The sequence below is a fragment of the Pseudomonas sp. MS19 genome, from assembly GCF_013277615.1.
Lineage (GTDB): Bacteria > Pseudomonadota > Gammaproteobacteria > Pseudomonadales > Pseudomonadaceae > Aquipseudomonas > Aquipseudomonas marincola.
Genome location: NZ_VBTO01000008.1, coordinates 342038 through 364816 on the forward strand (window position 1 = coordinate 342038; position 22779 = coordinate 364816).

A 22779-nucleotide genomic window follows, 5' to 3' on the forward strand; every position below is an offset into this window, starting at 1 on the left:
GGCCTCTTAACGCACCGATCGCAGCGGCGTGGCCAGGCGCGGTAAAACCCGTGCCAGCACCTCGGCGATATAACTGAGAAAAAGTGTGCCGACCGAACTCTTGTAGTGCTGTGGATCAGCGCTGCCAATTGCCAAGACGCCATGCTGGCCCTGATGGGAAATGGTCGCGACGGCGGCAGAGCCGACATCGGTCGCAGCGGTTTTACCAAACAGAAATGCCAGCTCGTGTTCGCGCAGGGCGCCAGAGATGGTTTTGCCGCTGGTCATCAGGCCGCCAATGGCTTGCTGGGCTTCGCTGATGGCCATCGAGCGCCCGACCGGCAAGGTTGTTTCGCTGAACAGGATAAGGCTGACGAAGGGCACCTGAAACTCATTGCGCAGGCTGTCTTCAACCGCGATGACCACTTCTTCAAGGCTAGCAGCATCGAGAATATCGAGGGTCAGGCGGCGGGTTTTCTCGAACAGACGATCATTGTCGCGCGCCACGTCCATCAGCTGAGACAGGCGATGACGCATCTCGATGTTGCGCTCGCGGAGCAGTTTCACCTGCCGTTCAACCAGTGAAATAGTGTCGCCGCGCTGGTGCGGAATGCGCAGCTCGGGGATCAGCTCATCGTGATCGATGAAGAACTCCGGGTGCAGGCGCAGGTAAGCGGCTACTGTTTCCGAGTCGAGTGGCTTGGGTGAATCCTGCTGGTCTGTCATAAGCGAACCTGTCCTTCGTAGACGCGTACAGCCGGGCCGGTCATCATGACCGATTGGCCGGGGCCTGCCCATTCGATTGTGAGTTTGCCGCCTGGCAATTCCAGTTGCACGGGTGAGTCCATCCAGCCCTGACTGATCGCCGCGACTGCTGCCGCGCACGCGCCAGTGCCGCACGCCTGGGTTTCCCCGGCGCCACGTTCCCACACGCGCAACTTGCCAAACTGGCGGTCAATCACCTGCAAAAAGCCGACATTGACTCGCTGCGGGAAGCGCGGGTGATGTTCAATTTTCGGGCCGAGACTGTGCACCGGCGCGTTGCCGACGTTATCCACGCGCAACACCGCATGCGGGTTGCCCATCGACACGGCCGCCAACTCGACGCACTGCTCGTCAACCTGCACCTGATAACTCAGCGCCTGTGCCTCGGCCTGGAACGGGATCTGCTCCGGGATCAGGCGGGGCGGGCCCATGTCGACCGTGATCTGGCCGTCATTGCGCACGTTAAGCTCGATGATGCCGCCTTTGGTTTCAACCCGGATGGTGCGCTTGGTGGTCAGGCGCTTGTCCAGTACAAAGCGGGCGAAACAGCGCGCACCGTTGCCGCACTGTTCGACTTCAGTGCCGTCGGAGTTGAAAATCCGGTAGCGGAAGTCGACATCGGGGTTGCTCGGCGGCTCCACGATCAACAGCTGATCGAAACCGACGCCCGTGTAGCGGTCGCCCCACTGCTTGGCATTCTTGGGTTGGATATGCGCGTGCTGGCTGACCAGGTCGAGGACCATGAAGTCATTGCCCAGCCCGTGCATTTTGGTAAAGCGCAGAAGCATCGCGGTTACTCCGGCAGCCGGCTTTCGCCCGCATAGAGTTCGCTGTAGGTCTCGCGGCTGCGTACTTCCGTGGCGCGGTTGTGGTCCACCATCACTTCGGCCGCACGGCCGCGCGTGTTGTAGTTGGAACTCATCACAAAACCGTAGGCACCGGCCGAGCAAACAGCCAGCAGATCACCTTCGGCCAACGCCAGCTCGCGGTCTTTGGCAAGGAAGTCGCCAGTCTCGCAAATCGGCCCGACAATGTCGTACTGCTGGGTTGCTGCGTCACGTGGCTTGATGGCTTTCACATCCATCCAGGCCTGATACAGCGCCGGACGAATCAGGTCGTTCATGGCCGCATCGACAATGGCGAAATTCTTGTGTTCGGTGTGCTTGAGGTATTCAACCTGCGTCAGCAGAACACCGGCGTTGGCGACGATGGAGCGACCCGGCTCGAACACCAGTGCCACGTCACGGCCTGCCAGACGCTCGCGTACCGCTTTGATGTAGTCACCGGCGAGTGGCGGCTCTTCATCGCGGTACTGCACGCCCAAACCGCCACCCAGATCCAGATGCTTGATCTGGATGCCGTTCTCGGCAAGGCGGTCGACCAGAACCAACAGGCGGTCCAGCGCATCGAGGAACGGCGGCAGCGTGGTCAGCTGCGAGCCGATGTGGCAATCGACGCCGATAATCTGCAGGTTCGAAAGCTCGGCTGCACGGGCATAAACCGCTTCGGCTTCGCTGATGGCGATACCAAACTTGTTCTCTTTGAGACCGGTCGAAATATACGGGTGAGTGCCCGCGTCGACGTCCGGGTTGACCCGCAGCGAAACCGGAGCCTTGACCTTCATCTCGGCCGCTACTTCCTGCAGGCGCTCAAGCTCGTCGCGTGATTCGACGTTGAAGCAATGCACGCCAACACTCAGCGCACGGCGCATGTCGTCGCGGGTTTTACCCACACCGGAAAACACGATCTTGTCCGGCGTGCCGCCAGCGGCCAGTACACGCTCAAGCTCACCGCGCGAGACAATATCGAAACCCGAACCGAGGCGCGCCAGAACATTCAGCACCGCGAGGTTGGAGTTGGCCTTGACCGCAAAACACACCAGATGCGGCATGCCCTGCAACGCGTCGGCGTAGGCGTTGTATTGCGCTTCAATGTGCGCACGCGAGTAAACATACGTCGGCGTACCAAAGCGTTCGGCAATGGCGGACAACGCCACGCCTTCCGCGAACAGTTCACCGTCGCGGTAGTTGAAAACGTTCATATTCCGTCCCTATTCGGTCTGCGCTGCGTCGGCTTGGCTGTCATCCGGCAAATACAGGGGGCCTTTCTGACCACAGCCTGAGAGCAGGGAAGTGACGGCGACGAGCGCGATAAAGGCGGTAAGCAGTCGCTTCATGGGGAAATCCTTGTAATAAATCACTATTGCGCCCGAGTATACCGACCCCCTGCCAGCTTGCCTATGCGCTGGGGTTTCCGTCTGGCGGGGCTTTGCTGCATGGGTAAATGCTTGGGCGATAGGCGGCGGTCAGCTGGGCGGGCGAGTCACCGTAACCTGTATGGGGCTGTTTAGCTGTGATGGTTTTTTGCACAATAGGCGCAGCCCGCCCGGGGTTTGGTGTCTGAAATGCGCTTTTGCGGCTGGGCGGCGGGATCGTCAGGCACAATAAAGCGTGCGCCAAGGGTGCCGCGCAAGCCTTGCTCGGCTATGCTGCGAGCCAATTCAGGTGGTGCTGGCCAATTGTCAGCGTGGCAAATTATCGTTTTTGTAGAACAGAGGTAGTGCGCAATGAGTTTGACCGAAGCCCGCTTTCACGATTTGGTGGATGCCGCACAGCAAGCGGTAGAAGACATTTTCGATGACAGCGATCTGGATATCGATCTGGAAAATTCGGCGGGCGTACTCACTGTACGTTTCGAGAACGGCACACAATTGATCCTCAGCCGTCAGGAAGCGATCCGCCAATTGTGGGTTGCAGCGCGTTCGGGTGGTTTCCACTTCGATTACGATCAGGACTCCGACCGCTGGATCTGCGACAGCAGCGATGAGCTGTTGGGCGAAATGCTGGTGCGCATTACTCAGGAGCAATCCGGCGCCGACCTGGAGTTCGATGAACTCTGATTCTCCAGCAGGCCTGTTCGTGGCTGCGGCCTAACCTGCGATAGTCTGGGGCAATTATGCCCGATAAGGCACCGGCATCATGACCGCACGGTCTTGTTTATTTAAATGGCTGTGATACGGTCAGGCTGCGTGTTTATCAAACCCCGTCTCTGAGGCGGGGTTTTGCTTTTTTCAGGATTAAATTTTCGCAAGTCAATCAGGAGAGCTGCCTTCATCATGAGTAACACCACACCGTCGATCACGATTACCCGCCTCGACATGCAGCGCCTTGAGCGCCTGCTCGACAGCCTTGAAGATTTTGGTCCGGGCGCAGAAGCCTTGCAGGATGAACTGGACCGCGCCGAAGTCGTGGGTCCGGATGAAGTGCCAGCGGGTGTGGTCACCATGAACTCGCGCGTGCATTGCCGCGAAGAAGTCAGCGGCAAGGACTATCACCTCACGCTGGTTTATCCACAGGATGCCGGCGGCGAAGGCAAGGTTTCTATTCTTGCGCCGGTGGGCAGCGCCTTGCTGGGTCTCACTGTGGGCCAGCAGATTGACTGGACTTCGCCGACAGGCAAAGTGCTCAAACTGACCCTGCTCGAAGTCGAATATCAGCCAGAAGCGGCGGGCGATATCGGCGTCTGAGTCCCTCGCTACCGAGGCTGGGCGTTGAGTTTGGGGCTGCTTAGCGCCTTGTTCAGCGCCAATTCCAGTGTGGTCTTGTAGCGCAACGCCTGCACTGTCTGCATCGGTTTTTGCTGGTCTACAGCCGTGTAGTCGATATCGCTGATGTAGCACGGATAGTTTTCGTCAGCTTTGCGTTGCGCGAGTATCTCGCGGGCCACGGCGACGAACAGACCTTCGGCGTATTCCAGCGCCGAGAATTCGCGGTGATTGCAATACAGCGTCACCTGCAAGCGCTTGCCAGCGCCTGGCTCGATAATCGCCTGAATATCGTAAAACGGATCACTCACGGTCGAGCGTTGCAGCTCGATGCGCTGCACGCCTGTGACCATGCCATTGTTGTTGCAGAGCAATTGGTAATACACCACCTCAAGTTCATCCGGCGACGTTGACGGGTCGAGCTGGCCGCGCGCGCTGCGCCGGAACAGCAGCGATTGCAGCAGACGATCCAGCGGGATCAACAGGTGTTGCTCGCTTTGCAGCGGGCAGCGCTGGCGCCAGAGGGCATTGTGCTCGTCGAGCACGCTGATCTCGGCTTCCTGAGTTTGCGTAAACAGGCGGTAGAACACCTGAATACAATCAGTGCGGGCACTGCCGAGAATCAGTCTCAGATCGTCGCGGGGCAGGGCATTGCTGTCCAGCCGCAAATCGACAAATTGGCTTTGTGGCTGGCCTAGGTAATCCACCAGTGCCGCGCGGTTTTTCAGCGCTACATGGCGCACTTGCCTGGGGACCAACTCGAGCACGTGATACTGATGCTGGATCTGCAACAGAAAGCGACTCGGCCTTGCCGCGCGATAGTGTTTCTGGCTTTCGATAAACAGGCTTTCAACGCGTTTGGTAATGGTATTGGCGCGGTTGCGGCAGAAGCATTTCACGCTCAGCGCAGGCAGCTCTGCATTCACCGGTAGCGTATCAAGGTGATCGCGCAAGCAGTCGAGGAGTGCATTGGGCCCCTGATAATGTTTGACCTGCACCTCGTTCCAGCTGTTGAGCGTGACGCGGTCTATGCACTGCACCAGATTGTCCTGCGCGCCCGAGTAATTCAGTGCATCGGTCTGGTCGGTGGCCAGATGAACATTCAATTGGCTGTGCTGTTTCAGCGGGTCGATGCCGACATTCACCAGTAACAACACTGAACGCGGAATGCTGCTGCGCAGGAGTTCGTCTTCCGTGGCGGTAGCCAGCGGCAGTTTGATGGTCTGTTGCAGGCTGTCGAGCAGATTGGCCAGCTCGAACTCGCTCAGGTCGCTGCTGCCCGGATGCAATGACAAATGCGTGCCGCTGTCGATCACCCCGTTACGATGGCACCAGGTAAGTAGCGCGATCAGGTTGCTGGTGCGTTTTAACGGCGCAAAATTGCTGATCTCGCTGGCCACCAGATTGCCGCTGTAAAGTGCCCATTGCGTGGGCTCTGCAGTGTCTGACTGGGCATGCTGAACCAGCGTCAGTGCATCCTCGCCCAAGTCGGGTGCTATCCCCGGATTGAAGAATTCGATCTTGCCCGGACGCCGTTCAAAGGCGGCATACAAACGCCTGCCCAGTAGCGCCAGGTCGCGCTTGCTGGTCGAGGTGCTGATTTTCAGGTCGGCGGCGAATTTCTGCAGGAAGCGATAGCTGTAGGTCAGTTCGTTGATCAGCATGCGGCGCTCGTTACTGACCTGACGAAGTTTCCACTGGCTGCGGCTGTCGAGCAGGCGCAACTGGCGTTCATCCCACTGCCATTCCCGGCATAGCTTTTCGAGGAGCACGCGTTGCCAGCTTTTCTGGCGGTTGCGCGGTGGCCGGCTGAGCATGCGATTAACTTTCAGGTACAGGCAGCGACGCACCATCTCCAACCGTTCGCTGCTCTGGCTGGTGCTCAAATATTCTTCCAGCCGGCGATACACCACCAGATATGGATCGAGTTCATTGAGGTCGAGTTGGTTGGCGTACACCGCGCGCTTGAAGCGCAAGGCCAGGCACTCGACCTGCGGATGCTCGCTGGCGTAAACCTCGGTGAGCAGCAGTTTTAACGCGGACTTGTAAGGCGACTCGATACCCTTGAACAACTGCCACATACCGGCACCGACGAACTCATTCGGCGGGATGTGCGCCAGATGGCCAAAGTCGATGACCTCGTCAGCAGCAACGAAGCGCTTGCTCAGCAGTTGATGGGTGTAGTCGTCATAACGGTGCTCTTCAAATGCCGGCACCAGCCACCAAAGCGGTGTGCGGCCGGCGAGCCAGATTGCCGTGCGATAAAACTCGTCGAGCAGCAGGTAATGCTGGGTCGTGCCACAGTCATCCGAGGTCAGGCGGGCATCGCGCTCGGCTTGCCGGAAGCGCTGCGGGTCGACCAGAAACACATGCAGCTGCGCGCCCATGCTGATCGCCCACTGCTCCAGCAGCCGGGCTTTGTTGCGCAATTCCGCCAGCCCTTGTTCGTCAATGTCCGGGGCATGGCACAGCCACACATCCATGTCGCTCTGTTCCGCTTGCGCCAGCGTGCCGAGGCTGCCCATCAAAAACAGCCCGTGCAGCGCTCTGGGCGCCATTCTTGGCAGCGGTTTGTAGGAGAACGAGCGCGTTAAACGCTGCGCCTCGGCCAGCGCCTCGCTGTCTGGCTGATAGGCGCTGAGCCCGGCAGGCGTAAGTCCGCTGACATAACCGGGCAGCAAAGGATGGTTTACATCAAACAGCAGTGGCAGCAGCTTTATCACGGCCCGCTGCCTTGCCGAGAGTGGTTGCAGGGCGCGCAGCAGGCGGCCTTGATTAATGCTCATGAATCGCGCGCGCAACTGGCTCAGGACTTTACGGTCGATACCGTCGTCTAGGTCTGGGCGGAGTTCTTGGTTGCGCGTCATGTTCAGGCTCGACTGCAGATGCCTGTAAGGCTCTTCGGGCGGAATAGGTTTAGACGCTATATCGCCCAGCCGCCGGATTTCTTAAGGCAATCGGCGGTTGGGCTTAGGGAGGGCGGGTTAAGCGGTTTCTTTGCTGGTAAGAATAATCAACAGGGCTTGCGCGTGTTCGGCGGCATCATGGCCCAGGCCGGTCAGGTAACCGCCATCTTCGCGGCTGATCATGCCTTTTTCGTGCAGTCTTTTTGCCGCCGCCACTGCGGTGGGCGCTGCGGTTTGGTGAACCTTGATGCCTTCCTGCGTGCTGTCCATGTTGAAGAGCGACAGAATTTCCAGCTCGGCAATTAACTCAGGGGTATAGGCCATAGGTACTCCACTTGTTGTAGTCACCGCCACTCGGGCGGCGTTCGGGATGTATATGGGTACAGACGCGGTGACGGCGCCGTACGAAACCTAGTGCTGCGGCATTGCTTGTGTGAGGAATCATTAAACAGGCGGTTTGACGTTAGCACGAACTTGCAGCTTTGCTCCATGCGCTAATGGTCAGTCTTCATTCAGCGCGCATCGGCCTTGCCGTGTTTCCCTGTAGTGTAGTTAGACGCGGGTTGGTCTGCTGCCTGAGTGTGCTGCCAATGATCAAGAATTTGCAGATAACGGCCGTCTGCACGAATGGCGCGCATGCCCCGATCAAACTGCTGGATGAGTGTGGGCGAGTGCGGATTAACCCGCGAAAAGCTCAGGTAGAGCTTGGGCCTTGCGACAATGAGCAGCGGTTTGAATTCGTCGGTCAGGTCGTTGTACTCACGGAACAGACTGTGCGCAACGGTGCGAAACGCCACCACAAAGTCGACGCGGTTATGTTCAACCATGCGAAAGCCATGCAGATCGCGTCGCACAAAGACCCGTTTGAAGCGGGTGTCGCTGTCAAACCCGGTGCCATACTCGTAGCCGCTGGTGACGGCTATCGAGTGGCCGGCCAGCTGCGTCGGGGTAATCGAGGCGAGCGGGTAATCCTTGCGTGCCCACAGCACAATGTCATCGCTGAACAAGGGCTCTTCAGGCAGCAGATATTGGGCGCGGGTACTGGCAGTGGGCGTGGTGTTGAAACAGCCGGCCAGCACACCCTTGAGGCTAAGCTGCATGCAACGCGTATAGGGGTAGGATTGCAATTCGATCTGCGCGCCGCCGGCGGCAAAGGCGGCGCGGACAATATCAACCGACATGCCCTGAATATGCTCATCGCGTAGCGCGCTGAACGGATACCAGTCGTCTTCGGCGCCGATTCTGATGCGCTCATCGGCGGCTACGTAACTCCCTGAACTCAACAGCAGCAATGCGCTCAGCAAGCTCATACCTAGAAATGAGATTACTGAGGTGCTTTGCCTGAAACGGCTGCGGCCGACGACATTATTCAGGGGTTTTATCAATTGCTCTCATCGTCCTCCGGCAACTGCGGCAGGGCACGCAAAAGCTGCTCGTAACGTGCGCTGTCAAAGGGGCGATCTTCAGCAAACATGCGGTTGACTTCATTGGCCAGAACCATGGCCATCATCTCCACGCTGTCTGCACGCTCATAACCTACCAGCGTCAGTTTATTCAGAGTGGCCTGAGCGGCTGCTGGTTCCCCGGCCTCCAGTTGATTTTCGATGGCTTCGATCAGTTTGTCAGCGGCAAACGATTCATCATCATTGTCTATTTCGCTCATGGTAGTGCTCGCAATTTAAAGAGTTAATCAAGTTTGCCAGTGTGCGCTTTGCTGCGCTATTCATCCCGTCTATCCGCGTGCAGTCTGGCGCGCGTTCGGTGCTATAAGTATTGACCCGCAGTCACCTTCTGGAGCGCCCGAAATGTTCAAACTGCACGGTTTTGCCGTTAGCAATTACTACAACATGGTCAAGCTCGCCCTGCTGGAAAAGGGCATGGAGTTCGAGGAAGTTCTGGCATTTGCCGAAAAGACGCCTGAGTTCTATGCCAAAAGCCCGCGCGGCAAAGTGCCGGTGCTTGAGGTCGAACAGGGTTTTATCAGCGAAACCAGCGCCATTCTTGAACATCTGGAGGCTTGCGGCAGTGGCAAAGCGCTCTTGCCAGCCGAGCCTTTTGCGCGTTCCCAAGTCCGCGCTCTGATGCGCGAAATTGAGCTGTATATCGAGCTGCCTGCCCGCATGTGTTATCCCGAAGCCTTCTTTGGCATGCAGGTGCCGGATGCAATCAAAGAGCGGACCAAGGCCGAGTTGCTGGATGGCTTTGCCGCGCTCAAGCGCCATGGGCGTTTTAGCCCGTATGTGGCGGGCGATACGTTTACCTTGGCGGATATCTACTTTTTGTACAGCGTGGATTTAGCCTGTGCGGTGGGGAAAACCGTGTTCGGTCTTGATCTGCTGGCAGACTTCCCGCAGGCGGCGCAGCTGCTCGCGAAGCTCAATGGCAATGCCAATGTGCAGGCAATTGCGGCCGCTAAAGAGGCGCAGATGCCAGAGTTTCTGGCGATGATCAAGGCGCGGGCGCAGGGCTAGTACAAATTAAGGGTCAGATCAGGCCCGCCGCGAGCCTGATCTGACATCCCGCCTGTTAGCGGCTGGCCAGCAACTGCTCGCCGCGCTTAACGGCTGCGCGAACTTGCGCAGGTGCGGTGCCGCCGATGTGGTCACGCGCTTGCACCGAGCCTTCCAACGTCAGAACGGCAAATACATCTTGCTCAATCTGGTCGCTGAACTGGCGAAGTTCTTCAAGGCTCATCTCGGCCAGGTCTTTGCCAGTGTCTACGCCGTACTTCACGGCGTGGCCGACAATTTCGTGGCAGTCGCGGAAAGGCAGGCCTTTGCGTACCAGATAATCAGCCAAATCCGTTGCGGTCGAGAAACCGCGCAATGCCGCTTCACGCATGATCGCGTGCTTGGGCTTGATGGCTGGGATCATGTCGGCGAAGGCGCGCAGGCTGTCACGCAGCGTATCGGCGGCATCGAACAGCGGCTCTTTGTCTTCCTGATTGTCCTTGTTGTAGGCCAACGGTTGGCCTTTCATCAGGGTCAGAAGGCCGGTAAGGGCACCAAATACCCGGCCGGTCTTGCCGCGTACCAGCTCCGGTACATCCGGGTTTTTCTTCTGCGGCATGATCGAGCTGCCGGTGCAGAAACGGTCTGGCAGTTCAATGAACTGGAACTGCGCGCTGGTCCACAACACCAGCTCTTCGGAGAAGCGCGAGAGGTGCATCATCGCCACGCTGGCCGCCGCGCAAAATTCGATGGCGAAGTCGCGGTCGGAAACGCCGTCCAGTGAGTTGCCGCTGATGGCTTCAAAGCCCAGCAGCTCAGCCGTGATTTCGCGCTGAATCGGGTAGGTGGTGCCGGCCAGTGCCGCTGAGCCCAACGGCATGCGGTTGGTGCGCTTGCGGCAGTCGACCAGACGCTCGTAGTCACGCGAGAGCATCTCGAACCACGCCAGCAGATGATGACCAAAGGTCACAGGCTGCGCGGTTTGCAAGTGGGTGAAACCGGGCATGATGGTTTCGGCTTCACGCTCGGCTTGTTCCAGCAGGCCTTTTTGCAGGCGGGTGATTTCAGCCAGGATCAGGTCGATTTCGTCGCGCAACCACAGGCGGATATCGGTAGCCACCTGATCGTTACGGCTGCGGCCGGTGTGCAGTTTTTTGCCGGTGATGCCAATCAGGTCGGTCAGGCGCGCTTCAATGTTCATGTGAACGTCTTCGCGCTCAATGCTCCACTCGAACTGGCCCGCTTCGATCTCGGCCTGAACCTTGTGCAGGCCGTCGATGATGGTGTCGCGCTCGTCTTCTGTCAGGACCGACGCTTTGCAGAGCATGGTCGCATGGGCAATAGAGCCCATGATGTCATGGCGGTAAAGGCGTTTGTCGAACTCAACGGATGCTGTAAAACGGGCGACGAAGGCGTCGACTGGCTCGCTGAAGCGGCCGCCCCAGGATTGATTGGTCTTTTCAGTACTCATGGGATTCGCTCGGCTGGTGCGCTGTTCCATGCAAGTGGTATGGCAAGGTGCGGAAAAAGCCTCGTACAACCTGCCAAGCACTGCATGAGCTAAAAGTTCGTCGATAATAACAGGGTCGCAGCTAAATTCGTTTGTCAGGATGCGTTAACGGTCATTTGCCGGGTGCGCCTCGGAATGCACTGTGGTTCACACTTTGCAGCGCCAGTGCTTTTTTACAGGAGCCTTTGCGCAGGTAAAGCGCGACGATAGCGCCTGCACAAAATAGCCGCGAAGTTGTGTTCACAAACATGCCCCGTGGCATTTCTGATGGTGCAGTTTCTGGCGCTGGGAACACTTGCCTGGCGCTTTGCTTTGTTCAGCAAGAATGGTCTTGCACGCTGCGTATGCAGCTCACGCGGAATCCGGGTTGATGCTTAATAAGAAAACCAACAATCACGTGGCGGCAGTCGACGAATTTTTTGTGCCCGAGCTTTGCAAGCCGGAAGCCTTACTGAGCATGGTTTTACTCGCCGAATTACTGGTTTTTGTACTGGTATTGGCAGAGCCGATGGTGCCGGTGTTCAACTGGGTCAGGCTGGCGCTTGCCTCATTATTCGTGCAATGGATTTTGCTGTTGTCGGCAGCCCTGCTTTGTCAGTTACGCCCGGTAATGGCGCGCATGTCGACACCTTTGGCCGCATTCATGTGCTGTTCCATCGTGGTCGGGCTGACGCTGATTTGCACTGCGGTCGCCGATTATTTTTCCCTTGGCGGCCAGCTGGCACGCCAGGGTGAAGTGAATTTATACCTGCGACATGCGTTGATCAGCCTGATCATGTCCGCACTACTGCTACGCTATTTTTATCTGCAGAGTCAGTGGCGTAAGCAGGAGCAGGCCGAATTGCGTGCGCGCATCGAGTCCTTGCAAGCGCGGATTCGTCCGCATTTTCTGTTTAACAGCCTTAACAGTATTGCCAGCCTGGTGGTGGTCGATCCCTACAAGGCCGAGCAAGCGGTACTGGATCTGTCGGATTTGTTTCGAGCCAGTCTGGCCAAGCCCGGCAGCCTGGTTTCGTGGAGTGAAGAGCTGGAGTTGGCGAAACGATATTTGTCGATCGAACACTATCGGCTTGGCGAGCGTCTACAGTTGCAATGGGAAGTTGCTGATGTACCGGATGATTTGCCGATTCCTCAACTGACACTACAACCATTACTGGAGAATGCATTGATCTATGGCATCCAGCCGCGCATAGAAGGTGGCAAGGTTTGTATCGACGCCAGCTATAGTGAAGGCGTGTTTCAGTTGATCGTGAGCAATCCGTATGACGCGGGTGCCGAAACGGCGCCCTCCAATGGAACGCATCAGGCATTGGATAACATTGATGCACGTCTTACGGCACTTTTTGGACCTCGGGCCAGTCTCAGCGTGGAGCGCCGTGACGGTCGACACTACACCCGTCTACGCTATCCTTGTGCGAGACTCACGCAGGAAGCCAGAGCACTATGAATGTCCTGATCGTCGATGACGAACCCTTAGCGCGTGAACGCCTTAGCCGAATGGTGGGCGAACTTGATGGTTACCGTGTTCTTGAGCCGGCTGCGAGCAACGGCGAAGAAGCACTGAGCCTGATCGACAGTTTGAAACCGGATGTGGTCTTGCTCGACATCCGTATGCCGGGCCTTGATGGCCTGCAAGTGGCGGCCAAGCTTTGCGAACGCGATGCCCCGCCAGCGGTTATCTTTTGTACAGCGCATGATGAATTTGCCCTTGAGGCATTCCAGGTCAGCGCTGTGGGGTATCTGGTGAAACCGGTGCGCCCGGAGCATCTGGTTGAGGCGCTGAAAAAGGCTGAACGGCCCAACCGTGTGCAGCTGGCGGCCTTGACTCGTCCGGCAGCCGTTTCCGGTGGCGAACCCCGCACTCATATCAGTGCCCGTACCCGCAAAGGCATCGAGCTGATTCCGCTGGATCAAGTGGTCTATTTCATTGCCGACCACAAATACGTGACCCTGCGTCATGAGCAAGGCGAAGTCCTGCTTGATGAGCCGCTGAAAGCGCTTGAGGACGAATTCGGCGACAGGTTTGTGCGAATTCACCGCAACGCATTGGTCGCCCGTGATCGTATCGAGCGCCTGCAACGCACACCTCTCGGCCATTTCCAGTTGTACCTGAAAGGCTTGAATGGCGATGCGCTGGTTGTCAGCCGGCGTCACGTGGCGGGCGTTCGCAAACTTATGAGCGCGCTGTAGCCTCCGGTATTGGTTGCGGCTGGTTGTCGCGACCCATGCTGCGATGCGTCGCAGCGGGAGGTCGCCACTGGCATAGCCTGTTATTATCTGGGGCAGTTCGTTTTCTGGAAATGCCTCAATGCCTCGCGAAATTCGTATTGCTACCCGTAAAAGTGCTTTGGCCTTGTGGCAGGCAGAGCATGTAAAAGCTCGGCTTGAACAAGCGCATCCGGGGCTGATTGTTACCCTGGTGCCGATGGTCAGCCGTGGCGACAAGCTGCTGGATGCGCCGCTGGCGAAAATCGGCGGCAAGGGCCTGTTCGTCAAAGAGCTTGAAACCGCCATGCTCGAAGATCAGGCCGATATCGCCGTCCACTCAATGAAAGACGTGCCCATGGACTTCCCGCAAGGTCTGGGCCTGTATTGCATCTGCGAGCGTGAAGACCCGCGCGATGCATTCGTCTCCAACACCTATTCCAGTCTTGATGCATTGCCTGCTGGCAGCGTCGTTGGCACGTCCAGCTTGCGCCGTCAGGCCCAGTTACTGGCGCGTCGTTCCGACCTGAAAATCCAGTTCCTGCGCGGCAACGTCAACACGCGTCTGGCCAAGCTTGATGCCGGCGAATATGACGCCATCATTCTTGCGGCCGCCGGTTTGATCCGCCTCGGTTTCGAGTCGCGCATCACTGCAAGCATCAGCGTCGACGACAGCTTGCCAGCGGGCGGGCAGGGCGCTGTGGGGATCGAGTGCCGTACTGCAGACACCGAAATCCATGCCTTGCTGGCGCCTTTGCACCACGCCGAAACCGCCATGCGTGTGACCGCCGAGCGTGCGCTGAACAAGCACCTCAATGGTGGCTGCCAGGTCCCTATCGCCTGCTACGCACTGCTTGAAGGTGATCAGTTGTGGTTGCGCGGCCTGGTCGGCCAGCCCGATGGCAGCCAGTTGCTCAGCGCGCAGCAGCGGATGCCGGCAACTGCCGCCGAACAGCTGGGCGTCGCTGTGGCCGAAGACCTGTTACAGCAGGGCGCCGCGGCAATTTTGCAGGCGGTTTACGGCGAGGCCGCAAGCGAGTGAGTGAATGGCGCCTGTTGCTGACGCGCCCGGCAGAGGAGTCTGCGGCGCTGGCACAGGTGTTGGCCGAGCGTGGAATCTTCAGCAGCAGTTTGCCGCTGCTGAATATCGAAGCGCTGGCCCCGACCGTCGAGCAACGGGCGGTGATTGAACAAATAGGCAATTACTGCGCGGTTATCGTGGTCAGCAAACCTGCTGCGCGGCTGGGCCTGAGCCTGCTCGATCAATACAGCGTCAAGCATCAAGCCATTCAGCCGTGGTTTAGCGTTGGCGCTGCAACCGGACAAATCATTGCCGACGCAGGCCTGCAGGTGCATTACCCCGCAAGCGGTGATGACAGCGAAGCGTTGCTGAGCATGGCGCAACTGCAACAAGCCATTGCGCATGTGCAAAACCCGCGGGTGTTGATTATGCGCGGCGAAGACGGACGTGAATTACTCGCCGATCGTTTGCGCAGTCAGGGCGTAGTGGTTGATTATCTAGCGCTGTATCGGCGTACCCTGCCGCAATACGCACCTGCGGCGTTGCCGGAGTTAGTCAGCCGTGAACGTTTGAACGCTCTGGTGATCAGTAGTGGGCAGGGGCTGAGCAACCTGTTGTTACTGGCTGGCGAGCGCTGGAAAGCGTTAAGCAAGCTACCCTTGTTTGTACCAAGCCCCAGAGTTGCCGAAATGGCCAGCGCTGCTGGTGCTGAGACTGTTGTGGATTGCCGTGGCGCGAATGCCGCGGCGTTGTTGGCAGCGTTGCAGGAAACCTCTGCACCGGCCCCCTAAAAACAAAGGATGGATACGTGAGCGAAGCGATTACCCCAAAAGAGCCAGAGCAATCGACTCCGGTTAACCCGACGCCACCGAGCCCGCCCAAGGACAAACAGCCTTCAAAAGGTAACGGTTTAGCGATCATTGCGCTTTTGCTCGGCGCTGCAGGCGTCGCCGTTGGCGGTTGGGGCGTCTGGCAGGTGCGTGATCTCGAAACGCGCGGCCAGCAGCAGTTGAGCCAATTGCAGCGTACCGAAGCGCAAGCCGATGCGGTCGCCGAGCGCGCTAAAGGGCTCGATGCGCGGCTGGAACAGTTGCCATCGCCTGAAAAACTCGAAGCCAATCGCCAGTTGGTTGTGCAGCTGCAAGCCGATCAGCAACTGCTCAACAAGCGCCTTGAAACCGTTCTCGGCGCCAGTCGTCAGGAGTGGCGTCTGGCCGAGGCCGAGCATTTGTTGCGTCTTGCCAGTTTGCGCTTGTCGGCACTGCAAGACATCAACAGTGCGACTGCGCTGGTTGAAGCCGCCGATGAAATTCTTCGCGGCCAGGATGATCCGGCCGCCTATGCTGCCCGTCAGCAATTGGCGAAGAGTTTGGAAGCCCTGCACACAACCGCTAACCCGGACCGTACCGGGCTGTTTTTGCAGATCGGTGCGCTGCGTGATCAGGCGGTACAGTTGACTGCACTCAATCCGGTCTTCAATGGCGGTGACGGCGTGCTGCACGACGTTGCGCAGGCCAACTACGAAGCTGGCTGGTGGGCCGAGTGGCTGGATAAGCTCTCGCAATACGTGCGCCTCGATTTCGATGCCGACCAGAATGTTCGTCCGCTGCTCGCCGGGCAAAGCCTGGTTCAGGTGCGTCTGGCTCTGAGCCTGGCGCTGGAGCAAGCGCAGTGGGCCGCTTTGCACGGGCAGACGCCGGTCTACAAACAAGCCATGCGCCAGGCTGCTGAAGTGCTTGATGCCAACTTCAATCAGGACAACCCGAGCAGCCGCGCATTGCGTAACCGCATCGTCGAGCTGTTCGACAAGCCGATCGAGGTGGATGCGCCGGATCTGAGCGAGTCGCTGACGGCGGTGGATGCTTATATCGAACTCAAGCAATCCGCTCGTGAACGCCTCAAAGACGCAGCGCCTGCTGACGAAGCCGAAGCGGGGGATGCCAGCCAATGAAGCGGTTTTATCTGCTGGTTCTGCTGATGCTCGTGGCGGGCGGTCTGGCCTTGCTCGGGCTGGCCATCGCTGAACACAAAGGTTATGTGCTGTTCGCCTATCAGGGCTTCCGTTACGAGTCGAGCCTGTGGGTATTTTTGGCTCTGATGGTCGCCATCTTGCTGGTGGTGTATCTCGTGCGCCAAGTCCTGCGCCTGGTGTTTGTATCGGGCGAGTGGGTTAATCCATGGTCTCGTCGTCACCGCAGCCGTCGGGTCAAGCTGGCCACCGAACAAGGGTTTGTGGATTTGGTCGAGGGCCGCTGGGAGCACGCATTGCGTCATTTGCGCCGCGCTGGCGATCATTCACCATTGCCGCTGATGTATTACCTGGGTGCTGCGCGAGCAGCCCACCAACTGGAAAAATACAGCGAAAGCGAAGCCTTGCTGGAAAAGGCAGTACAGCGCCAGCCACAAGCTGAGTTGGCTGTTGCCTTGACCGACGCCGAGTTTCAGATGGAGCGCGGTGAAACTCAGGCCGCGCTGGAAACCTTGCAGGTGATGCACGAGCGTTACCCGGACAATCAGCAGGTTCTGTTCAAGCTTCAGGAAATCTACGTTGAGCGCAAGGAGTGGTCCGCTCTGCTGGCTTTGCTGCCTAAGCTGCGCAAAGACAAGGTGCTGACTGGCGCGCAACTCGAAGTGATCGAGGCGCAGGCTTGGGCGGGGCGTCTGGCCGATGCCGGACACACCGATGAGCAGTCGGCAGATTCCGCGAACTCGACACTGACCAACGCCTGGCAGCAGCTTTCCGCAAACCAGCGCCAAGAGCCGCAATTGCTTGCCGTTTATGCGGATCAATTGCGTGCGCTGGGCAATGACGATGGCGCGGAAGAGTTGCTGCGCAGTGCCTTGCAGCGCAAATACGACAGCCGTCTGGTGCGCTTGTACGGATTGTTGCACAGTTCCAACCCAACTCGCCAGTTGCAGGCGGCCGAGGGTTGGTTGAAGGCGCACTCCGACGATGCCGGCTTGCTTCTGACTCTGGGTCGTTTGTGCCTGCACAACAAACTGTGGGGCAAGGCCCGCGATTATTTAGAAAGCAGCATGCGCCTGCAGCGTCATCCGGAAACCTGTGCCGAGCTGGCCAGGCTGCTTGCCCAGTTAGGCGAAGTGGAGCGCAGTAATCAATTGTTTCAAGAAGGCTTGGGCCTGCTTGATCAACGCTTGATTGGTTTGCCGAGAGCCGCCTCACTCAGCCGCTGACCGGGCTGCTGCTTCACGGCAGGTCGATAAATCTGATCCGGACGTATGGTCGGATTAGCAGGATGGGAACCGCTCTATATGGGCGGTTTTCACTTGTATGCACTAAGCGCTTTACTCTACCGTAGCTGTCTTTATTCAATCAGCTGGAGCTGTCATGTCGTTGGCCAGACCCCGTTCATTATTCGCCTTTGCGTTCCTGGGCTGCGTTGCCTTGATGGGTGGCGCACTTTATCTGGAACATATCGTTGGTCTTGAGCCATGCCCGCTGTGTGTGTTGCAGCGCATATTCGTGATCGCTTTTGCCGTGGTCTGCCTGATCGGTGCCATCCACGGTCCTGGTCGCATCGGTACGCGCGTCTACTCGGTATTTGCATTGTTGTTTGCAGCCGGCGGCGCCGCCACGGCCGCACGGCAAATCTGGTTGCAAACGGTGCCGGCAGATCAACTGCCAGCGTGTTTGCCGAGCCTTGAATACATGATGGAAGCGCTGCCGTTTCAGGAAATCATCCGGGTGGTTCTGCACGGTTCTGCAGATTGCGCCGAGGTGAACTGGACGCTTTTCGGCATGAGCATTCCCGAGTGGAGCCTGTTGGCTTTTGTCGGCATGATCGGTTTCGCCCTGTTGCAACTGCTGCGCCGCGACTGACATCACTCGCTGCGCGTCAATTTGTTGCTTGGGCTGTGCCGCCAATGAGCGTATTGTTGTTGGCTAGATGCCGCGAATGACGCGGCATTGCGATTAAAACGTACGTATTAAATTTGTCGCTCATGTAGCTTGATGGGGCGAATTTGCCAGCATACTCTGGCCATCAAGCAGTAAAGTGTGTTGGGCGTATTTGCCTGATCAGGCGATTGTTGGGCCGTCAAATAAAACGTATCGGATCGGGCGTAAAATAGAAAAACCGATAAGGGAAGTGAGGCCATCATGCTCGAGAGTTGTCAGAACGCGCAGGAACGTTGGGGTGGTGTAAACCTGTTAATCGATCGTTGGTTACAGGAACGCCAGGAGCTGATCAGTAGCTATGATGCTGTGCACGCTGCGCCTCAGGCTTCCGCCGCCGCAACGCAGGCACTGCAACGGTTTTGTGAAGTTCTGGTCGATTATGTATCGGCAGGACACTTCGAGGTCTATGAGCAGTTGACCAACGAGGCCAAGGCTTTCGATGATCAACGCGGCTTGGAATTGGCCAAGAAAATCTACCCGCGTATTGATGCAATCACTGAGGTCGCGCTGTCATTCAACGACCGTTGCGATAACGGCGACTGCCGCGATAATGCATCCCAGGCACATGAGCTCAAGCAACTGGGGCAATTGCTCCATGAACGCTTTGACCTTGAAGACTGCTTGATCGAAGTGCTGCATAACGCCCATCAACATCAGGCCAGCGCCACCGTATAAGTTGTCGCAAAATCCTGTGAGTCGAGCTGATGAGTTTGCAGTTGGCACTGAACAAGGCCCGCTGCAAACGCGCTTCTAGTGCCTTGCTTGAAGCGTAAATTGTGTTTCTGTTTAACGTCCTGAAAACTTCTTGTTGCCCCGAATCCTTTCGATGATCTGCTGATGCCCTTCAGCAGATTTTGTTGCTATGTGCGTGAGTAACTAGCGACCACTCGGTCAGGCGTCTAGTATGGCTGCATATATCCCCGCCAGGAGGCGTTATGTCAGCTAAACAGAAAGCGAATAAGAAAGCAGTTCGTACCCCTTTGCATCTACTTCAACAGCTTTCCGGCAGCCTGCTTGATCACCTTGAAGATGCGTGCAGCAAGGCGTTGGTTGATGCTGAAGAACTGCTGGCCAAGCTGGAAACCCAGCGCGGCAAAGCGCAGGAAAAACTGCACAAGTCTCGCGGCAAACTGCAAGACGCCGCCGAGGCGGGTAAGGCCAAGTCACAGGCCAAGGCGCGCAAGACAGTCAATGAGCTTGAAGATCTGCTCGACGCACTGAAAGAGCGTCAAACGCAAACGCGTGAATACATCGCACAGCTCAAGCGCGATGCTCAGCAGAGCTTGCGACTGGCGCAAGGTGTTGCTCGTGTTAAGGAAGCAGCCAACAAGGCTCTGGTCAGCCGTGAAGCTAAACCTGCAACTGTGAAGCCAGCGCCAAAACCCGCTGCTCGCACTGTTGCAAAAACAGCGGCCAAACCTGCAGCGAAAACAGCTGCCAAGCCCGCTGCAAAAGCTGCGGCAAAACCCGCTGCAAGAGCTACTGCCAAGCCTGCAGCTAAACCTGCTGCAAGGGCGGCAGCTAAGCCCGCCGCCAAACCCGCGACAAAGACGGCTGCGAAACCGGCTGCCAAGTCCGCCGCAAAAACCACTACCAAGCCCGCTGCAAAAACGGCTGCCGCGGCATCTGCTAAACCTGCGGCCAAACCCGCTGCAAGGGCAGCTGCGAAACCTGCCGCGAAGCCTGCGCCAAGAGCAGCGGCAAAACCCGCCGCTAAGCCCGCCGCTAAGCCCGCCACCAGAACAGCAGCTAAACCTGCGCCAAAGGCGGCAGCAAAGCCTGCGGCTAAACCCGCTGCCAAAGCGCCTGCAAAAGCTGCGGCTAAACCTGCAGCAAAACCAGCCGCAACTGCCGCTGCAAAGCCGGCCGCTAAGCCTGCTGTAAGGGCTGCCCGTAAACCAGCGGCCAAGCCAGCTGCTCAACCCGCTGCGGCTACTCCGGCGGCTCCAACTGCACCTGCATCGACTGCCAGCGTCACCACACCGGTAACGTCATCTTCAGAGTCATAATCGGGCAAGTGCCGTGGCCGAGTCGCACAGTAAGTTTTGTGCGGCCCGGCCACTGTCGGCCAGCGGCGCGCTCAGCGAAGTCAGCCATAAGCCGACACTCGGTTGGTCGCTGCGCGGCCATTGGGTTGCAAGCCCGGCCAGACGTTCGAGCTGAATGCGCTCGGCTTGCAACTCAAGCTGTTTAATCTGCTCACGCAGAGCCTTCAGTTGCGAGTCCTCCAAGGCTTTTGCTCGCCAGTCCTGACGTACACCACGCAGACGCATGACCACCTGCTCTTGCCATGGCTGACTCATCGCCCGCAGTTGCGCGGCGCGTTCAGTATTGCACTCAACGCCGTTGACCCCGAGCCAAGCACCGCAGAGCAGCAGGCACACGTCGGCGCCATGCTCTTGCAGCTCCAGGCAGGCGGTTTCCACGCCGGGTTGGCTGTAGAGTTGTTCGGCGAAATGCCATAGATCAGAGGACATGCTGCTTCCTGAGTGATTAGTCGGCGACTCTGGTAGAATCCGCCGCCATTATGATCCGACTTCAAAACCTCACTTTACAACGTGGCCCTCAGCGTCTGCTAGAAGATGCCGAGATGACCCTGCACGCCGGCCATAAAGCGGGCCTCATCGGTGCGAACGGCGCGGGTAAGTCCACGCTTTTCGCTTTGCTGCTGGGCGAGCTGACACCGGATTCCGGTGATTGCCTGCTTCCGGCGGACTGGCGTATTGCCCACATGCGCCAGGAAATCGATGCCCTTGAGCGTCAGGCAGTTGAGTATGTGCTCGACGGCGATACTCATCTGCGTCGGGTTCAGGCCGAGCTGGCGCGTGCTGAGGCGGCAGAAGATGGCGCGGCTGTTGCCCGCCTGCACGTTGAACTCGACAGCCTTGACGGCTACACCGCCGATGCCCGTGCGCGCAAATTGCTGGCTGGTCTGGGATTTGAGAATGCGCAGATGGACCGTCTGGTCAGCGATTTCTCCGGTGGCTGGCGTATGCGCCTGAATCTGGCGCAGGCGCTGATGTGCCCGTCCGATTTGTTGCTGCTCGATGAGCCGACCAACCACTTGGATCTCGACGCCATTCTGTGGCTCGAGGGCTGGTTGAAAAGCTACGCGGGAACATTGCTGCTGATCTCTCACGATCGCGATTTCCTCGATGCCGTAGTCGATCACGTCGCCCATCTCGACCAGCAAAAGCTGACGCTGTATCGCGGTGGCTATTCGGCGTTCGAGCGCACCCGTGCTGAGCGTCTGGCGCAACAGCAGCAGGCGTACGAGAAGCAGCAAGCGCAACGCGCGCACATGGAAAAGTACATCGCCCGATTCAAGGCGCAGGCCACCAAGGCACGTCAGGCCCAGAGCCGGATCAAGGCACTTGAGCGCCTGGAAGAGTTGGCGCCGGCGCACGTTGATTCACCGTTCGATTTCAGCTTTCGTGAAGCACACAAGATTTCCAGCCCGTTGCTGGATCTCTCGGAAGGGCGTCTTGGCTATGGCGAGACGGTAATCCTTGAAAACGTGAAGCTGAATCTGGCGCCGGGTGCGCGGATTGGATTGCTTGGGCCTAACGGCGCGGGTAAATCGACGCTGATCAAGAACCTGTCGAACGAGCTGAGTCCGATTTCAGGCCGCTTGCAGCGTGGCGAGAATCTGGTGGTCGGCTACTTCGCCCAGCATCAGCTCGACTCACTGGACGACAAAGCCAGCCCGCTTCTGCATTTTCAGCGGCTGGCGCCTACCGAACGTGAGCAAACCCTGCGCGACTTCCTCGGCGGTTTTGATTTCCGTGGCCCGCGCTGCGATGAGCCTGTGGTTAACTTCTCGGGTGGCGAGAAGGCGCGTCTTGCCTTGGCCTTGATCGCATGGGGCCGGCCAAACCTGCTGTTGCTCGATGAGCCAACCAACCACCTCGATCTGGAAATGCGCTTGGCATTGACCATGGCGCTGCAAGAGTTCGAAGGCGCCGTGGTGGTGGTTTCTCACGACCGGCACTTGCTGAAGAGCACCACCGACGAGTTCCTGCTGGTCGCAGACGGTCGGGTTCAGCAGTTTGACGGAGACCTTGAAGACTACTCGCGCTGGCTGATCGATTTCCGCTCGCGGCAGGCAGTGAGCAATCAGGTGGCGGCGGAAGGCGCAGCCGATCGTACCGACAAGCGTGCACAGCGTCAGGCTGCGGCAGCGTTGCGCCAGCAATTGGCACCGCATAAGCGTCAGGCCGAAAAGCTGGAGAAAGAGCTTGGCCAGTTGCACGAGAAGTTGGCCGCGGTTGAAACCAAGCTCGGCGACAGTGACCTCTATGACGCTTCGCGCAAGAATGAATTGCGTGATTTGCTGGCGGAGCAGGGCACGTTGAAAAGCCGCGAAGCAACGCTGGAAGAGCAGTGGATGGAAGCACTGGAAATTCTTGAAGAGTTGCAACGCCAGTTGGAAGAAGCCAGCTAGCATTTAGTTGTTCCATGTCGGCGCCAGCCGTTGGCT

At 58.1% G+C, this 22779-nt stretch carries 23 protein-coding genes; 13 read left to right on the top strand and 10 right to left on the bottom strand.

The genetic code is table 11. From position 1 onward, the window contains the following. Window positions 1-6: 6 nt before the first annotated feature. The 4 genes from FEZ62_RS08775 to FEZ62_RS08790 are packed head-to-tail and all read right to left on the bottom strand — an operon-like array spanning window position 7 to window position 2920. Entirely contained in the window at window positions 7-705 is a 699-nt protein-coding gene (locus FEZ62_RS08775) for a DUF484 family protein (protein ID WP_069898491.1), read from the bottom strand. Next, window positions 702-1532 (bottom strand): diaminopimelate epimerase, encoded by an 831-nt coding sequence (gene dapF, locus FEZ62_RS08780; RefSeq protein ID WP_069898490.1) that lies wholly within the window; start codon window positions 1530-1532, stop codon window positions 702-704. The genes FEZ62_RS08775 and dapF overlap by 4 nt, the downstream gene beginning before the upstream one ends. A 5-nt stretch (window positions 1533-1537) precedes the next feature. Continuing rightward, on the bottom strand, window positions 1538-2785 hold the full coding sequence (gene lysA, locus FEZ62_RS08785) for a diaminopimelate decarboxylase (RefSeq protein ID WP_172927416.1): 1248 nt from the start codon (window positions 2783-2785) through the stop codon (window positions 1538-1540). Window positions 2786-2794: 9 nt separating this feature from the next. Continuing rightward, a complete protein-coding gene (locus FEZ62_RS08790) occupies window positions 2795-2920 on the bottom strand; it encodes a lipoprotein (protein ID WP_075723223.1) in 126 nt (41 codons plus the stop codon). A gap of 390 nt (window positions 2921-3310) precedes the next feature. Here FEZ62_RS08790 and cyaY point away from each other — a divergent pair, with 390 nt between their 5' ends. Then, entirely contained in the window at window positions 3311-3643 is a 333-nt protein-coding gene (cyaY, locus tag FEZ62_RS08795) for an iron donor protein CyaY (protein WP_069898488.1), read from the top strand. 216 nt (window positions 3644-3859) lie between these two features. Then, window positions 3860-4270, top strand: coding sequence for a nucleoside diphosphate kinase regulator (rnk, locus tag FEZ62_RS08800; protein ID WP_069898487.1), 411 nt, complete (start codon window positions 3860-3862; stop codon window positions 4268-4270). Between the two features lie 8 nt (window positions 4271-4278). Here the strand turns inward: rnk and FEZ62_RS08805 are convergent, their stop codons facing one another. From FEZ62_RS08805 to FEZ62_RS08820, 4 genes are all read right to left on the bottom strand, one after another. Further along, the gene (locus FEZ62_RS08805) at window positions 4279-7155 is read right to left on the bottom strand and encodes a class I adenylate cyclase (protein ID WP_172927417.1); all 2877 of its coding nucleotides are present in this window, start codon (window positions 7153-7155) and stop codon (window positions 4279-4281) included. Window positions 7156-7272: 117 nt separating this feature from the next. After that, entirely contained in the window at window positions 7273-7518 is a 246-nt protein-coding gene (locus FEZ62_RS08810) for a TIGR02647 family protein (protein ID WP_069898485.1), read from the bottom strand. 188 nt (window positions 7519-7706) lie between these two features. Then, window positions 7707-8504 carry a transporter substrate-binding domain-containing protein gene (locus FEZ62_RS08815; protein ID WP_172927418.1) on the bottom strand — a complete coding sequence of 266 codons (798 nt, stop codon included), beginning with the start codon at window positions 8502-8504 and terminating at the stop codon, window positions 7707-7709. 71 nt (window positions 8505-8575) lie between these two features. After that, complete coding sequence (locus tag FEZ62_RS08820; protein ID WP_069898483.1) at window positions 8576-8857, bottom strand: hypothetical protein; 282 nt, start codon at window positions 8855-8857, stop codon at window positions 8576-8578. A 142-nt stretch (window positions 8858-8999) separates the two neighbouring features. Between FEZ62_RS08820 and FEZ62_RS08825 the strand changes: the two genes are divergently transcribed. After that, window positions 9000-9665: a glutathione S-transferase gene (locus FEZ62_RS08825; RefSeq protein ID WP_172927419.1), complete on the top strand. Its 666-nt coding sequence runs from the start codon at window positions 9000-9002 to the stop codon at window positions 9663-9665. A 55-nt stretch (window positions 9666-9720) separates the two neighbouring features. On the opposite strand, the gene argH is transcribed toward FEZ62_RS08825, so the two are convergent. Beyond that, window positions 9721-11115: an argininosuccinate lyase gene (argH, locus tag FEZ62_RS08830; RefSeq protein WP_090510009.1), complete on the bottom strand. Its 1395-nt coding sequence runs from the start codon at window positions 11113-11115 to the stop codon at window positions 9721-9723. A gap of 409 nt (window positions 11116-11524) precedes the next feature. On the opposite strand from argH, the gene FEZ62_RS08835 reads away from it, so the two are divergent. From FEZ62_RS08835 to FEZ62_RS08875, 9 genes are all read left to right on the top strand, one after another. After that, complete coding sequence (locus tag FEZ62_RS08835; protein ID WP_172927420.1) at window positions 11525-12601, top strand: sensor histidine kinase; 1077 nt, start codon at window positions 11525-11527, stop codon at window positions 12599-12601. Further along, complete coding sequence (locus FEZ62_RS08840; RefSeq protein ID WP_069898479.1) at window positions 12598-13344, top strand: LytTR family DNA-binding domain-containing protein; 747 nt, start codon at window positions 12598-12600, stop codon at window positions 13342-13344. The genes FEZ62_RS08835 and FEZ62_RS08840 overlap by 4 nt, the downstream gene beginning before the upstream one ends. 118 nt (window positions 13345-13462) lie before the next feature. Beyond that, entirely contained in the window at window positions 13463-14401 is a 939-nt protein-coding gene (gene hemC / locus FEZ62_RS08845; protein WP_172927421.1) for a hydroxymethylbilane synthase, read from the top strand. Next, window positions 14398-15171: a uroporphyrinogen-III synthase gene (locus tag FEZ62_RS08850; protein ID WP_172927422.1), complete on the top strand. Its 774-nt coding sequence runs from the start codon at window positions 14398-14400 to the stop codon at window positions 15169-15171. The genes hemC and FEZ62_RS08850 overlap by 4 nt, the downstream gene beginning before the upstream one ends. A gap of 17 nt (window positions 15172-15188) precedes the next feature. Continuing rightward, window positions 15189-16331, top strand: a complete 1143-nt coding sequence (locus tag FEZ62_RS08855) for a uroporphyrinogen-III C-methyltransferase (protein WP_069898476.1) — start codon at window positions 15189-15191, stop codon at window positions 16329-16331. Beyond that, a complete protein-coding gene (locus FEZ62_RS08860) occupies window positions 16328-17575 on the top strand; it encodes a heme biosynthesis HemY N-terminal domain-containing protein (protein WP_172927423.1) in 1248 nt (415 codons plus the stop codon). Before FEZ62_RS08855 ends, FEZ62_RS08860 begins: the two co-directional genes overlap by 4 nt. Window positions 17576-17729: 154 nt before the next feature. Then, window positions 17730-18221, top strand: coding sequence for a disulfide bond formation protein B (locus tag FEZ62_RS08865; protein ID WP_172927424.1), 492 nt, complete (start codon window positions 17730-17732; stop codon window positions 18219-18221). Window positions 18222-18500: 279 nt separating this feature from the next. Next, on the top strand, window positions 18501-18974 hold the full coding sequence (locus FEZ62_RS08870) for an Rsd/AlgQ family anti-sigma factor (RefSeq protein ID WP_069898473.1): 474 nt from the start codon (window positions 18501-18503) through the stop codon (window positions 18972-18974). Between the two features lie 260 nt (window positions 18975-19234). Beyond that, a complete protein-coding gene (locus tag FEZ62_RS08875; RefSeq protein WP_172927425.1) occupies window positions 19235-20308 on the top strand; it encodes an AlgP family protein in 1074 nt (357 codons plus the stop codon). Here FEZ62_RS08875 and FEZ62_RS08880 read toward each other — a convergent pair. Further along, window positions 20303-20776: a TIGR02444 family protein gene (locus FEZ62_RS08880; RefSeq protein ID WP_172927426.1), complete on the bottom strand. Its 474-nt coding sequence runs from the start codon at window positions 20774-20776 to the stop codon at window positions 20303-20305. The genes FEZ62_RS08875 and FEZ62_RS08880 overlap by 6 nt on opposite strands. Before the next feature lie 50 nt (window positions 20777-20826). Here FEZ62_RS08880 and FEZ62_RS08885 point away from each other — a divergent pair, with 50 nt between their 5' ends. Further along, window positions 20827-22743, top strand: a complete 1917-nt coding sequence (locus tag FEZ62_RS08885) for an ATP-binding cassette domain-containing protein (protein ID WP_172927427.1) — start codon at window positions 20827-20829, stop codon at window positions 22741-22743. The last annotated feature ends 36 nt before the right edge of the window (window positions 22744-22779 follow it).

Excerpts from the sequence above, each read along its gene's own strand:
- argH (WP_090510009.1), bottom strand. The coding sequence starts at position 11,115 with ATGAGTACTGAAAAGACCAATCAATCCTGGGGCGGCCGCTTCAGCGAG.
- FEZ62_RS08810 (WP_069898485.1), bottom strand. The coding sequence starts at position 7,518 with ATGGCCTATACCCCTGAGTTAATTGCCGAGCTGGAAATTCTGTCGCTC.
- FEZ62_RS08820 (WP_069898483.1), bottom strand. The coding sequence starts at position 8,857 with ATGAGCGAAATAGACAATGATGATGAATCGTTTGCCGCTGACAAACTG.
- FEZ62_RS08815 (WP_172927418.1), bottom strand. The coding sequence starts at position 8,504 with ATGAGCTTGCTGAGCGCATTGCTGCTGTTGAGTTCAGGGAGTTACGTA.
- FEZ62_RS08790 (WP_075723223.1), bottom strand. The coding sequence starts at position 2,920 with ATGAAGCGACTGCTTACCGCCTTTATCGCGCTCGTCGCCGTCACTTCC.
- FEZ62_RS08885 (WP_172927427.1), top strand. The coding sequence starts at position 20,827 with ATGATCCGACTTCAAAACCTCACTTTACAACGTGGCCCTCAGCGTCTG.
- FEZ62_RS08775 (WP_069898491.1), bottom strand. The coding sequence starts at position 705 with ATGACAGACCAGCAGGATTCACCCAAGCCACTCGACTCGGAAACAGTA.
- cyaY (WP_069898488.1), top strand. The coding sequence starts at position 3,311 with ATGAGTTTGACCGAAGCCCGCTTTCACGATTTGGTGGATGCCGCACAG.
- dapF (WP_069898490.1), bottom strand. The coding sequence starts at position 1,532 with ATGCTTCTGCGCTTTACCAAAATGCACGGGCTGGGCAATGACTTCATG.
- FEZ62_RS08875 (WP_172927425.1), top strand. The coding sequence starts at position 19,235 with ATGTCAGCTAAACAGAAAGCGAATAAGAAAGCAGTTCGTACCCCTTTG.
- FEZ62_RS08860 (WP_172927423.1), top strand. The coding sequence starts at position 16,328 with ATGAAGCGGTTTTATCTGCTGGTTCTGCTGATGCTCGTGGCGGGCGGT.
- FEZ62_RS08835 (WP_172927420.1), top strand. The coding sequence starts at position 11,525 with ATGCTTAATAAGAAAACCAACAATCACGTGGCGGCAGTCGACGAATTT.
- rnk (WP_069898487.1), top strand. The coding sequence starts at position 3,860 with ATGAGTAACACCACACCGTCGATCACGATTACCCGCCTCGACATGCAG.
- FEZ62_RS08880 (WP_172927426.1), bottom strand. The coding sequence starts at position 20,776 with ATGTCCTCTGATCTATGGCATTTCGCCGAACAACTCTACAGCCAACCC.
- FEZ62_RS08805 (WP_172927417.1), bottom strand. The coding sequence starts at position 7,155 with ATGACGCGCAACCAAGAACTCCGCCCAGACCTAGACGACGGTATCGAC.
- FEZ62_RS08840 (WP_069898479.1), top strand. The coding sequence starts at position 12,598 with ATGAATGTCCTGATCGTCGATGACGAACCCTTAGCGCGTGAACGCCTT.
- hemC (WP_172927421.1), top strand. The coding sequence starts at position 13,463 with ATGCCTCGCGAAATTCGTATTGCTACCCGTAAAAGTGCTTTGGCCTTG.
- FEZ62_RS08825 (WP_172927419.1), top strand. The coding sequence starts at position 9,000 with ATGTTCAAACTGCACGGTTTTGCCGTTAGCAATTACTACAACATGGTC.
- FEZ62_RS08865 (WP_172927424.1), top strand. The coding sequence starts at position 17,730 with ATGTCGTTGGCCAGACCCCGTTCATTATTCGCCTTTGCGTTCCTGGGC.
- FEZ62_RS08870 (WP_069898473.1), top strand. The coding sequence starts at position 18,501 with ATGCTCGAGAGTTGTCAGAACGCGCAGGAACGTTGGGGTGGTGTAAAC.
- lysA (WP_172927416.1), bottom strand. The coding sequence starts at position 2,785 with ATGAACGTTTTCAACTACCGCGACGGTGAACTGTTCGCGGAAGGCGTG.